Annotated in this window: 10 protein-coding genes; 3 read left to right on the top strand and 7 right to left on the bottom strand. The window is 64.4% G+C overall.

Going from position 1 to position 12,468, the window contains the following annotated elements:
* Window positions 1-19: 19 nt before the first annotated feature.
* The 3 genes from nusB to SynWH8101_RS00040 are packed head-to-tail and all read right to left on the bottom strand — an operon-like array spanning window position 20 to window position 2,160.
* The gene (gene nusB, locus SynWH8101_RS00050; RefSeq protein WP_130128052.1) at window positions 20-664 is read right to left on the bottom strand and encodes a transcription antitermination factor NusB; all 645 of its coding nucleotides are present in this window, start codon (window positions 662-664) and stop codon (window positions 20-22) included.
* 30 nt (window positions 665-694) lie between these two features.
* Entirely contained in the window at window positions 695-1,444 is a 750-nt protein-coding gene (locus tag SynWH8101_RS00045) for a DUF502 domain-containing protein (RefSeq protein WP_130128051.1), read from the bottom strand.
* 50 nt (window positions 1,445-1,494) lie between these two features.
* Window positions 1,495-2,160 (bottom strand): HpsJ family protein, encoded by a 666-nt coding sequence (locus SynWH8101_RS00040; RefSeq protein WP_254427989.1) that lies wholly within the window; start codon window positions 2,158-2,160, stop codon window positions 1,495-1,497.
* A 41-nt stretch (window positions 2,161-2,201) separates the two neighbouring features.
* On the opposite strand from SynWH8101_RS00040, the gene queG reads away from it, so the two are divergent.
* From queG to SynWH8101_RS00025, 3 genes are all read left to right on the top strand, one after another.
* Complete coding sequence (gene queG / locus SynWH8101_RS00035; RefSeq protein WP_130128049.1) at window positions 2,202-3,179, top strand: tRNA epoxyqueuosine(34) reductase QueG; 978 nt, start codon at window positions 2,202-2,204, stop codon at window positions 3,177-3,179.
* A complete protein-coding gene (locus SynWH8101_RS00030) occupies window positions 3,179-4,072 on the top strand; it encodes a tetratricopeptide repeat protein (RefSeq protein ID WP_130128048.1) in 894 nt (297 codons plus the stop codon). Before queG ends, SynWH8101_RS00030 begins: the two co-directional genes overlap by 1 nt.
* A 67-nt stretch (window positions 4,073-4,139) precedes the next feature.
* A complete protein-coding gene (locus tag SynWH8101_RS00025; RefSeq protein WP_130128047.1) occupies window positions 4,140-6,635 on the top strand; it encodes a DNA topoisomerase (ATP-hydrolyzing) subunit A in 2,496 nt (831 codons plus the stop codon).
* On the opposite strand, the gene purF is transcribed toward SynWH8101_RS00025, so the two are convergent.
* The 4 genes from purF to dnaN all read right to left on the bottom strand — a co-directional run bounded on the left by purF (window position 6,624) and on the right by dnaN (window position 12,444).
* Window positions 6,624-8,129: an amidophosphoribosyltransferase gene (purF, locus tag SynWH8101_RS00020; protein ID WP_130128046.1), complete on the bottom strand. Its 1,506-nt coding sequence runs from the start codon at window positions 8,127-8,129 to the stop codon at window positions 6,624-6,626. The genes SynWH8101_RS00025 and purF overlap by 12 nt on opposite strands.
* Window positions 8,129-10,450, bottom strand: coding sequence for a phosphoribosylformylglycinamidine synthase subunit PurL (purL, locus tag SynWH8101_RS00015; RefSeq protein ID WP_174719531.1), 2,322 nt, complete (start codon window positions 10,448-10,450; stop codon window positions 8,129-8,131). The genes purF and purL overlap by 1 nt, the downstream gene beginning before the upstream one ends.
* Window positions 10,451-10,526: 76 nt before the next feature.
* Window positions 10,527-11,267, bottom strand: a complete 741-nt coding sequence (locus SynWH8101_RS00010) for an RNA methyltransferase (protein WP_130128044.1) — start codon at window positions 11,265-11,267, stop codon at window positions 10,527-10,529.
* A gap of 4 nt (window positions 11,268-11,271) precedes the next feature.
* The gene (dnaN, locus tag SynWH8101_RS00005; RefSeq protein WP_130128043.1) at window positions 11,272-12,444 is read right to left on the bottom strand and encodes a DNA polymerase III subunit beta; all 1,173 of its coding nucleotides are present in this window, start codon (window positions 12,442-12,444) and stop codon (window positions 11,272-11,274) included.
* Between the last annotated feature and the right edge of the window lie 24 nt (window positions 12,445-12,468).

The raw sequence follows: 12,468 nt of genomic DNA, 5'->3' as shown, positions 1-12,468 counted from the left end.
AGAGGTCAGAAGACGGGGCTCAGAAGCTGGCGGCAGTCGTTGCCGCCTGCTGCAGTCGGCGCAGAACACCGTTGATCATGCGCCGGCCCTGATCATCGCTGTAACGGTGGGCCAGCTCCACAGCTTCATTGCAGGCCACCGCTGCCGGCGTGTGGAGAGCGGTGAGATCAACCACCGCCAAGCGGAGAATGTCGCGATCAATCCGTGGCAGACGGCTGAGGCGCCAGCCTTCCATCACCCCATCCAGACGGGCATCGATCGCGCTGCGTTGCTCCAGCACGAGAGCCACCCGCCGGCGGGCGTCATCACGCACCTGATCCTGATCAGCCAGCGCCAGCAAACGGGGCAGCTCCAGGCAGCCGGAGAGACCATTGAGCACCTGTTCGGCCGCGCCGATCGACGCCTGCAGCTGGTCACGCACAGCAACCTGTGTGCCGCCTCGATCGCCACCATCCTGTAGTTCGCTGTCAAGCAGATGCTGCTGGGCCTTCTCCAGATCAGCGGCACAGCCATCCAAGGTCTCCCGCCAGTGCTGCATCAGGGTGTCGAGCGCCTTCTGGAGCAGGCTCTCCAGGGAGACATCAGCCATCACCTGGCCATCACGGTCAGGAAGCTGACCGAGCACCAGGAGCGCCAGCTCACGGGCCAGGGAACGGGACTGCATGGAGGTCAAGCGAAGGTGGGCACAGGAAGATCAAGCTTCCGAAGCACGGGACGACGACGGGGAGGAGGCGCGCAACTGGGAGAGAAGACTGGAAAAACTGCGATTCACAGGGGCTTCCCGTTCATCCGGGTTGACGATCCCAGCGGAAATGATCGTGCGGAAAGCATCCTCCACCGAGAGATTGAGATCCCGCACCGATGACTCAGGCACCAGGGTGTACCAGCCGGTAGTGGGATTGGGAGCGGTGGGGATGAACACACTGAGCAGGGGCTCCTCAAGTTCGGCCTGCAACGAGGGCCCCACCACACCGGTCACAAAACCGACGCTGAACAGACCCTCGCGGGGATACTCCACCAAAACGACACGACGAAACCGCTGGGAATTGTCGCGAAGGAAGGTTTCAAGGAGCTGTTTCAGCGTTTTGTACACCGATCCCGCCAGGGGAATCCGTGACAAGGTGCCTTCGCCGAACTCCAGCAACCATCGGCCCACGATGTTGCGGGCCATCAAGCCGATCAGAAGAATCCCCAGCAGGGGAACCGTCAGGCCGAGGGCCAGATTGATCAGGTCCTGCAGCAGTGGGTTGAGCGTGATGAATGGGTTGAACTGCTTTGGAATCGACGTGAGAAACGCCAACACAAAGCGGCTCACCGTGGTCGCCAACCAGATCGTGGTGGCCAACGGAATGACCACCAGCAGACCAGCAATCAGATCATTTTTGAGATCCTGCTGAAGTCTGGCGCCGAGCGGCAGATCGGGTCTGGGGTTGGACTGCACCAAGAAAGGTCCCGGTCCTTGCGATGACGTGATCCAACCAACCTAACCAGCGATCAGAGAACAGCCGCGAATGCGAGCAACACAAAGGCAATGGCCAGCACCACCGCGCTGACAGTGCCACCGAAACGACGCTGATTCATCGCCAGATTGCGCTGGCGCTCTGCCTGCTGAATCTGGTCATTCATCTGTTGCAGCTGACCATCGATGAACTCCCGGGCCGCTTTGGCCTTGTCGTCATCGGTGGCGTCAGCAGGCAGTTGCCCGGCCTGGGCCAGCTGCTCGCCCAGCATCTTCACGTTGTCGGGATTCTTGCCCTGCTGTCGAGCCATCTCCAGCTGGCTGCGGCGCTGCTGCAGCGTCTGATCCGCCTGACCGGCGAGCGATTGATTGCCACTGATCGCCATCGGCACCACTGCGATCATGGCGATCGCCAGCAGAGCCGAAAGCACGCACACCACCCAACGAATCGGCAGCCGATCGGCAACGGGATGATCCAGGCGCGACCCAATCAACATCAGCAACAAGCCGACAAATCCCATCGGGGCCTGACTGACGAGCCGTTCGATCAGCAGCTGTTGAAACGACGCCTCGGCCCAGTCGGCACCACTGAGCACCACAGCGATCTGCAGAACCAGGAGCACCACCAGAGTGAGACCCAGCCAGCGCAGCACAGGGGCGAGACGCAGCGTGGACGAGGAACCTGGAGCAGAAGCGGACACGGCAGGATGCCTGAAGTCGCCCAACTGTACGGTCGCTTTCCGTGTCCGCTGACACCGATCTGGCAAGGCTGGCCGCGGCCCTGAAGCGGGAAGCGCGGCAGCAGGGCTTCGAGCCGGTGGGTCTCGCCCGGTTACCGGGCAGTCCCCGACTCCAACTGCGGACGGCAGCCCTGCAACGCTGGTTGGAGGCAGGACATCAAGCCGACATGGCCTGGATGGCCGCACCACGGCGGCTGGCGGCGGAACGGCTGCTCGACGGTGCCAGGAGCCTTCTGGCAGTGGGTCTGAACTATCACGTGGCGGCCAGGCGGAACCCGGGAACGCTGGCGATCGCCCGCTATGGCTGGGGGCGGGATTACCACCGCGTCGTCATGCAACGGCTGAAGCGGCTCGGACGCTGGCTGGAGCAGCAGCATCTGGGCGTGGGCTGGAGAGCCTGCGTGGATGCCGACCCCCTGCTCGACAAAGCCTGGGCGGAGGAAGCCGGTCTGGGTTGGATCGGCAAACACAGCAACCTGATCCACCGCCAACGGGGGTCCTGGATGGTGATCGGTCACCTGCTCACCAGCCTCGACCTGCCGCCGGATCAACCCGCCGAACCCCTCTGCGGACGCTGTCATCGCTGCATCGACGCCTGCCCCACGGACGCGATCCGGGAGCCGTTTGTGGTCGATGCCCGCCGCTGCCTCGCTTATCACACAATTGAAAACCGCAATCCACAACTACCTGAGGCGATCCAGGCTGCCCTGGGTCCATGGCTGGCGGGCTGCGATATCTGTCAGGAGGTCTGCCCCTGGAATGAAGGGCCCCTGCCCTGCAGTGAGGATCCCGATGTGCAGCCCCGGCCCTGGATCCTCAACCTGCAGCGCGACCAGGCCCTGAGCTGGGATGACGCCACCTGGCTGGAGAAACTGCGTGGTTCGGCGCTGCGCAGAATCAAGCCCTGGATGTGGAGACGCAACGCCGAAGCAACGCGTATGGAGAGCCCTCCTACCCTGGACGGATCAACAACAAAGTGATGGGTCGCAACGCGCGCTTCAAACCCGGTGCAACCAGGTGTGCAGCGACCCTGCTCGCCCTGGCGGGCGCAATTCTGCCCCTGCCTGCCAAGGCGCTCATTCCCACGGTGTTTGTGCCAAGCCAGCAGGAACTGGAGGGTTCCGGCATCGGCATCGGACGCACGGCGGCGCAGTTGCTCAAGCTGGGGCAGCCGGAAGAAGCCGCCCGGCTGGCGGCGCTGGCCGTGCGGCTCCAACCAGAGGATGAACGGCTCTGGTCAGTGCTGGCTGAGGCCCAACTCCGCAGCCAGCAATTGGATGCGGCCGCCCGCTCCCTGGCCAAGGCCAAGGAACTCAATCCCAACAAAGCCGGACTCTGGTTTGCCGAGGCCTCCCTGGCCCTGCGCGACAACCGGCCGGAGGATGCCATCCCTCTGCTTGATGAGGGGCTGAAGCTCGATCCCAACAACCCCGGCGCCTATTTCGACCTGGGCAACGCCAGGGTGATGCAGTCGCGCTATGGCGCCGCACTCAAGGCCTTTGAAAAAGCCGCCAGCCTCAAACCCACCTTCTGGGAAGCGGTGAACAACCAGGCGATCGTGCTGTTCGAAATGGGCAACACCCGTGAGGCGATTCAACGCTGGCGACGCGTGCTCACGATCCAACGCAACGCCGAACCCATGCTCGCCCTGGCCGCTGCACTGAACAGCCAATCTCCAGGTAATGAAGAGGCGCTGACCCTGGCGCGACAAGCCCTGGCCGAGGATCCGAATTACGTGCTCCCCGGGCATCAGAAACAGCAGCTGTGGGGGCTGAACCTGAGGCTGGCGACGCGAACATTGCTGGCGAACCCGGCCCTCCAGGATGCGGTGGAGCGTGCAGAAGCCAACGCCGATCCCAGCAGCGCCAGCTGACAGGACTGGTCATCCCAGGGGAGATCTGTAGGCTGAGCCCCTTCCGCCCTCAGAATTTCCGATCCGGATGGCCGAGGAGCGCGTTCAACCGATCGCCCTGCATCAGGAGATGCAGCGCTCCTACCTCGAGTACGCGATGAGCGTGATCGTGGGTCGGGCCCTGCCCGATGCCCGCGATGGCCTCAAGCCGGTGCAGCGCCGCATCCTCTATGCGATGCACGAACTGGGCCTGACACCGGATCGGCCTTACCGCAAGTGCGCCCGCGTCGTTGGCGATGTGCTGGGAAAATATCACCCGCACGGTGATCAGGCGGTCTACGACGCTCTGGTGCGGCTGGTGCAGACCTTCTCCAGCCGCCACCCCCTGCTGGATGGCCACGGCAACTTCGGATCCGTGGATGACGATCCGCCGGCTGCCATGCGGTACACCGAAACCCGCCTGGCTCCGATCGCCCATCAGGGACTGCTCGATGAAATCGGCGACGACACCGTTGATTTCGCTCCGAACTTCGACGGCTCCCAGCAGGAACCGACCGTGCTGCCGGCCCAGCTGCCCTTCCTGCTGCTCAACGGCTGTGCCGGGATTGCCGTGGGCATGGCCACCAACATCCCGCCTCACAATCTCGGCGAGGTGGTGGATGCCCTGGTGGCCCTGGTGCGCCAACCGGAGCTGAGCGATGACAAACTCCTGACCCTGATTCCCGGCCCGGATTTTCCAACTGGCGGCGAAGTGCTGTTAGGCACTGGCATCCGGGAGACCTACCTGTCCGGTCGCGGCAGCATCCCCATGCGGGGCGTGGCTCACATCGAGGAGGTGCAGCCCGGCAAAGGGCGCCACAAGCGCAATGCCGTGGTGATCACCGAACTGCCCTTTCAACTGAGCAAAGCGGGCTGGATCGAAAAGCTGGCGGAGCAGGTGAACGATGGGCGCATCGGTGGCATCGCTGACATCCGGGATGAGAGCGACCGCGACGGCATGCGGGTGGTGGTGGAACTGCGACGGGATTCCGATCCAGGCAAGGTTCTTGCCGACCTGCAGCGACGCACGTCGCTGCAGAGCAACTTCGGAGCCATCCTGCTCGCCTTAGTGAACGGTCAGCCCCAGCAGCTCTCCCTGCGCCAGCTGCTGCAGACCTTCCTCGACTATCGCGAGCAAACCCTGATCCGTCGGACCAGCCATGCCCTGCGCAAAACCGAGGATCGCCTCGAGGTGGTGGAGGGTCTCAACCGCGCCCTCGAGTCGCTGCAACAGGTGATCAGCATGATCCAGGAGGCGCGGGATGCGGCCAGCGCCAGGGCCAGCCTGATGGTGCACCTCGACCTGAGCGAACGACAGGCCGATGCCGTTCTGGCGATGCCGCTGCGTCGACTCACCGGGCTGGAGCAGGAGAGCCTGCGGAAGGAAGCCGAGGAACTTCGCCAGGAACGCAGTCGCCTGCAACGCCTGCTCGAGCAACGGGACGTTCTGCTAGCGGCTCTGGTGGATGAGCTGAAGCAGCTCAAGAAACGATTCGCCACGCCGCGACGCACCCGCCTGATCGAAGGCGGTGATCATCTAATGGCCGAACGGGCCGCCACCCAACGCCCGAATGCCGAATTGCAACGCAAGCAGGCCCTGGGCGCTCTCCCTGGCGATGCCCGTCTGCTGATCCAAGCCGATGGCCAGGTCAAGGTGATCAGCCCCCAGGTGCTGGGCCGGATGCATCTGCAAGACGCCGCCGCACTCGGCGATGAACCATCACCAGCCCGCCTGATCCTGCCGATCGCCCCACCACCCCGGTTGCTGGCCCTCACCGCCCAGGGCCGGGTTGCCCTGGTGCGCTGGGAATTCGCCGGACAACAACCAGGACCGCTCGAACGGTTTCTACCCACCGCCATGGAGGGTGAAACCGTTATCAACCTGTTGCCTCTCCCCAACACCGACGACGATCACGCCAACCGGACGCTGTCCCTCGGTCTGCTGAGCAGCGACGGTCGTTTCAAGCGTCTGCCATTGCAGGACCTGCAGGAACTGTCGGGGCGGGCCGCCAGCGTGCTGAAGCTCAAGGATGGCGTCAGCCTCCAGGCTGGAGTGATCTGCTCCGAAGGGGGAACGATCGCCCTGGTGACCAACATCGGCCGGGTGCTGAGGCTGCCGGTGGATGACACGGCGCTGCCGTTGATGGGAAAGCTGGCCCAGGGGCCGGTGGCGCTGCGCCTGCTGCCCGGAGAGCAGCCGGTCGGGGCGGTCAGCCTGCCTGGCGACGCTCCTGGCCAGTTGATCGCCGCCACGCATCAGGGTCGGTTGATCCGACGCCCGCTCGGCGATCTGAGACTGTGCCATCGCGGCGATCTGGGCGATCTGGCGATCGATCTGAATGCAGCGGCTGCACCGGACGATCGACTCGTGTCCATCTGCCTGGCGGCACCGCTCCTGGGCTTAATCACCAGCCAGGGGCGGCATGGACGGGTCGCCGGCACGGCGATCAGCAACGATCACAGCCTGGAGCTGCCGCTGCGAGAGAGCGAAACGCTTCAGGCTTTGGTGCCGCTGATCAACGGCACGAAGGACTCAGCGGAGTGAGGCCGCCACACCGGCCGGCTCGAGCATGAGCTTGCTGGAGCGCATCGCCTCATCCATCGGCACCGGATAAGCGCCATCAAAACAGGCGGTGCAGAACTGGGACGAACTGGCCCGCGCTGCTTCCACCATCCCTTCTTTGCTGAGATAGGCGAGGGAGTCGACCTTGAGATGCTCCTGAATCTCCGCTAACGTGAGACGGGCGGCGATGAGCTGATCCTGGGTGTCGGTATCGATGCCGTAAAAACAGGGATGGGTGACCGGTGGGGAACTGATCCGCATGTGCACTTCGGTGGCACCGGCATCGCGAAGGGCCTGCACCAGCTTGCGGCTGGTGGTACCGCGCACGATCGAGTCATCGATCACCACCACCCGCTGACCGGCCAGCACATCCGGCAACGGATTCAATTTCACCCGTATCCCCGCTTCCCGCATCGCCTGGGTCGGTTGGATGAAGGTGCGACCGACATAGCGGTTTTTGATCAGGCCATCGGCAAACGCCAATCCGCTCGCCTGGGCATAACCGATGGCGGCAGGAATACCCGAATCAGGCACACCGATCACCAGATCTGCTTCCACCGCCGATTCCTTCGCCAGGATCTGACCGATGCGCTGCCGGTAGCTGTACAGCGATTCTCCAAAGAAGCGGCTGTCTGGCCGGGCGAAATAGATCATTTCGAACACACACATCCGAGTGGAGGGCTCCACCCACCGCGCAATCGATGGCTCCGTTTCACCGCAATGAAACCGCACGATCTCGCCGGGTTGCACATCCGCCTCATAGCTGGCGCCGATGATGTCGAGCCCACAGGTTTCACTGCTCACCACCCAGTGCCCCTCGCTGGCCTCGCCAAGGCGGCCATACACCAGGGGTCTGATGCCGTAGCCGTCGCGAAGGGCATAGAGGGCGTCATTGGTGCCAATCACCAGACTGAAAGCACCACGACATAACGCCACGGCTTCCGTGATCGCCGGCTGCCAATCGAGGCCGCGCTCCACCGCCTGCTGAATCGCCAGCGCGATCAATTCAGAGTCGGTGGTGGAGGTGAATTCGGCCTGGCCATCATCAACACGCTGCCTCAGTTCCGCTGCGTTGACGAGATTGCCGTTATGGGCCAGGGCGAAAGGGCCGAGGCGCGTCATCAGCACCACCGGCTGGGCATTGCAGACCCTGCTGCTGCCGGTCGTGGAATAGCGATTGTGCCCCACGGCCAGATGGCCGGGCATGCGAGCCAGGACGTCCTGATCGAACACCTGGCTGACCAGACCCATATCTTTGTGCAGGCGCACTTTGCCCTGGTTGAAGACGGCGATTCCCGCCGACTCCTGGCCGCGATGCTGCAGGGAATAGAGACCGAAATAGGTGAGGTTCGCCACCGGCTGCTCGGCGGCAAGCACGGCGTAGACGCCGCACGCCTCCTCCATCCGGTCGGGGCGCTCCGTCTCGGACTGATGCACAGAGCGCCTCGACGTCATGAAGTCGTCACAATTTTGCATCATGCCTCCACACCACCTGCCGGCATCGAAGCGGCCATGCGTCGGGGCAGCGCCTGGTCGTAAGCCAGTCGCATGGCGGCGACCTCGAGATCCAGCAAGGCCTGATCTCCCGAGCGCATCGTCAGACGCCCCTGATTCGTGACGGTGCCAAGGGGCGTGGCCGGAACATCACGACCGAGCGCTCCAGCCAACAGCGCCTGCCAGGCCTCAAAGGCTTCCGCCTTCACCGACACGATGATCCTGGCGCCTCCCTCCGCAAACAACAGCTGCTCCGGACGGACCCCGCCGCTGCCTAGGTCAATCGCGGCACCCAGGCCCACCGCCAGGCAACTCTCCGCCAACGCCACCGCCAGGCCACCGTCGCTGCAATCGTGGGCGGACGCCAACAGACCTTTGGCAATCGCCGCCCGCACCAGGGCCTGCACCCTCGCCTCGAGATCCAGATCCGGACGAGGCGGTCGGCCGGTGAGGGCACCGTGGATCACACCCTGATAGGCACTGCCTGCCAGCCCAAGCCGGTCATCAGCCGGCCCAGCGATCGGCACCCCCAGCAGCACCACTGGATCAGCCGCCTGCCGCCACCCCAGACCGATCACCTTGGCGATGGACTCGACCACCCCGACCATGCCCACCACGGGCGTGGGATGGATCGGCACCGACGCGCCATCGTCACTGCGGGTCTCGTTATAGAGGGAGACATTGCCACCGGTCACGGGGGTGTTCAGTCGACGGCAGGCCTCAGCCAGACCACGACAGGCCATCGCCAGTTGCCAGTAGCCGCGATCGGTGTCGGGTGAGGGAAAGTTCAGGTTGTCGGTCACCGCGAGCGGTTCGGCGCCGACACAACTCAGGTTGCGGGCCGCTTCCGCCACCGCCGCCATCGCACCACGCTCGGGATCCAGCGCCACCCAGCGATTCGGGCAATCCACCGTGGCCGCCACACCGCGCTCGGTTCCCTGCAGGGACCCTTCCCCCTGCTGAGGACGGAGTCGCACGACCGCGGCGTCGGCGCCTCCAGCCGGAATCACGGTGTTGGCCAGCACCTGCTGGTCGTACTGGCGGTAAACCCAGCGCTTGCTGGCGATGGTCGGATCATCGAGCAGGGCGAGCAGGTCGGCACCCCAGTCGTGCTCCGACGCGGCAAGGGGAAACTCGGAGTCTTGCCATTGCCAATGCTGCTGGATGTCGAGGGGGGGATCGGCCAACAGGCTGTGCTGATTGATCGGCGTGTCTTCCGCCAGGGCGCGGGCGGGAATTTCAGCGGCCACCGCTCCGTGCTGCAACACCCGCACCACAGGCTCCGCCAACACCTGTCCCACCACGGCCGCCTGCAGCCCCCAGCGGCGGAAACGCTCCATCAGCGGCTGCTCACGACCAGCACGCACCACGAAGAGCATGCGCTCCTGCGACTCGGAGAGAAGAAATTCATAGGCGGTCATGCCCTCTTCCCGTGCTGGCACCCGATCCAGATCGAGCTCCACGCCCACATGCCCCTTGGCGGCCATTTCGGCACAGCTGCAGGTGAGACCGGCCGCTCCCATGTCCTGGGCGGCGATCACATCACCACTCTGGAAGGCCTCCAGACAGGCTTCAATCAACCCCTTTTCCAGGAAGGGATCACCCACCTGCACAGCGGGGCGGTCATCGAGGGAAGCGCCACTGAGTTCAGCGCTGGCAAAGCTGGCGCCCCCCATGCCGTCACGACCGGTGGTGCTTCCCACGTACACCACGGGATTGCCGACGCCGGAGGCTCCGGATTTGACGATCTCCTCCGTTTCCATCAGCCCCAGGGCCATGGCGTTCACCAGCGGGTTGCCGCTGTAGGAGGGATCAAAGGCGACTTCACCACCCACGGTGGGCACGCCAACGCAATTGCCGTAATGGGCAATGCCGGCTACCACGCCCTCCAGCAGTCCCCGATTGGAAGGCTCCTCCAGGGGGCCGAAACGCAGGGCATTCAGCAGGGCGATCGGACGGGCGCCCATGGTGAAGATGTCGCGCAGGATGCCACCGACACCGGTGGCCGCTCCCTGAAAGGGCTCCACCGCCGAGGGATGGTTGTGACTCTCGATCTTGAACGCGAGACGGTGCCCCTCGCCCAGATCCACCACCCCGGCGTTCTCCCCCGGTCCCACCAGGATGCGTGGCCCCTCCGTCGGAAAACCACGCAGGAGCGGCCTCGAGTTGCGGTAACAGCAGTGCTCCGACCACATCACCCCGAACATGCCGAGTTCGGCCCGGTTGGGATCACGACCGAGACGGCGCTGAATTTCGCGGTAGTCCTCCTCGGTGAGTCCCTCCTTGCGGAGAGCGGCCGTCACGTCAAACGACGGCGCCGAAGCGGGGGACTGGGCCACTGGAGGTTGATCAGCTATCTCCAGTGTTGCCGACAGCGGTTCAGATCCAGGGATCCGGATCGTCATCACCCCCATCAGAACGGGGGGAGCGGGATGGGCGATCAGGCCGCCTCGGACTGGCGTCTCCCCAGTCGTCGTCCCAGGCTTCCGGCCTCGCATCGTGAGGTTCGTCCCAGGGAGGCTCCTCCAACCAACCCTCCAGTCGCTCTCCGGCCCGATCACCGATCTGCTGCAGCTGCTCACGCCAGGAGCGGGAACGACGCAGCAGATCCTGTCGAACACTGGAGCGGGCCAGGGGCAGCTCATCCAGCTCGGTCAGCGCCGTGGACACCTGGCCGGGGCACTGATCGACGATGCGGTCGGGTGTGAGTCGCCAACGGCTGCTGCCGGGTAGGCGCGGATCGCTGCGCGAGACCAGATAGTGGAGGATCTGGCCTGTAGCCGGCACCACCGCCAGATCGGCGATGCTCCCCAGCCGTTCACCGTGTCGATCCAGAAGATCGGCCTCCAGAAGCGTGGGAAGCCGTTCCAATGTGACGAGATCAGCCTCAGCCGATGGTCCCTTCACAAACACCTCCTGCTCACTGAGCCCGCGCCACTGATCGAGACGCCAGACCGCGCGACGGGTGCGCAGCGCCGAAGGACGACTGACCCAACCGAGCAGACGATGCACAGGCGGATGCATCCAGGCCATGACGCCAGGACCATGGTCGAGCCCCTGATCGCAACGCACGCGATGGCGCAGCAGATCGCTCAGAAGGATCTGATCAGGACGGGACAAGGCCTCAGCTGCGGATCTGAACGGGCATCACCAGATACGTGAACCCGGAGTCATCATCGGCGGCGGTGAGCACGGCCGGCGTGGTGGGCGCATTGCAACGCAGCTTGATCCGGTCGGCTTCCATGGCCTTGAGGCCATCCAGCACGTAACGCACGTTGAAGGCGATCTGCACGGGCTCACCGCTGAGATCAGAAGCCAACGACTCAGAACCACTGCCGACATCCTGGGCATCAGCGCTGATCTGCACCAGCCCCGACTCGGGCTCGCTGCTGATCCGCACCACATTGTTGTGCTGATCCGCCAGCACCGCCACCCGCTCCAGGGCAGCGACGAAACCACGGCGATCCAGTTCAAACACCCGACTGAAGCTGTCGGGGATCAACTGGCGGTAGTTGGGATAAGTGCCCTCCAGGGTGCGACTGGTCACCATCTGATCGGCAGCGAGCACCACCACCTGACCACGGTCGTAGAACAAGGTGACTGGATCGTCGCCTTTCCAGCTGGTCACGAGGCGTTCCACCTCCCGCAGCGATCGAGCCGGCAGGGTGACGGATAGATCAGAGGCCTCCCCCTCGCTGGCTTCCCCACCCTCCAGTGTGGGGGCCTCGCGGAGGGCATCGGTCACGGCGAGTACCGCCAGGCGATGGCCATCCGTGGACGCTGCTTCCAGGTGAGAACCGGAAAAACGCAGATGCACACCCGTGAGGAGTTGCTTGGCCTCATCAGCGCTGCTGGCGAACAGGGTGGCGCGCAAGGCGCGAGCCAACGCAGCGGCCTCCACTTTCAGGGCCGTGCCGTTTTCCACCAGGGGCAGCTCGGGAAACTCATCGGCGGGCATGCCCCGCATCTGGTAACTGCCACTGAGGCTGGTGAGCTCCACCTGTTCGCCAGCGCCATCGCTGGCGAGGGTCACGGGTGAATCACTCGAAAGACGCGACACGATTTCCCCCAACAGACGCGCCGGCAAGGTGACGGCACCACTGCTCTCCACCGATGCGGGCAGGGACGTCTGGATCCCGAGGTTGAGGTCAAAACCGGTGAGGCTGAGCCGTCCGGTGCCGGCATCCGCGGTGAGCAGGACGTTGGCCAGCACCGGATGGGTGGGTCTGGACGCAACGGCCCGACTGACGAGCTGCAGAGCGGCGTTGAGTTCAGCCTGAGAACAGACCAGTTTCATGGCGTCAACGTCCGGGCAAACCAT

The sequence above is a fragment of the Synechococcus sp. WH 8101 genome (assembly GCF_004209775.1).
GTDB lineage: Bacteria > Cyanobacteriota > Cyanobacteriia > PCC-6307 > Cyanobiaceae > Synechococcus_C.
The sequence above is the reverse complement of the archived record's forward strand: the minus strand, read 5'-3'. Positions and strand labels throughout refer to the sequence as shown.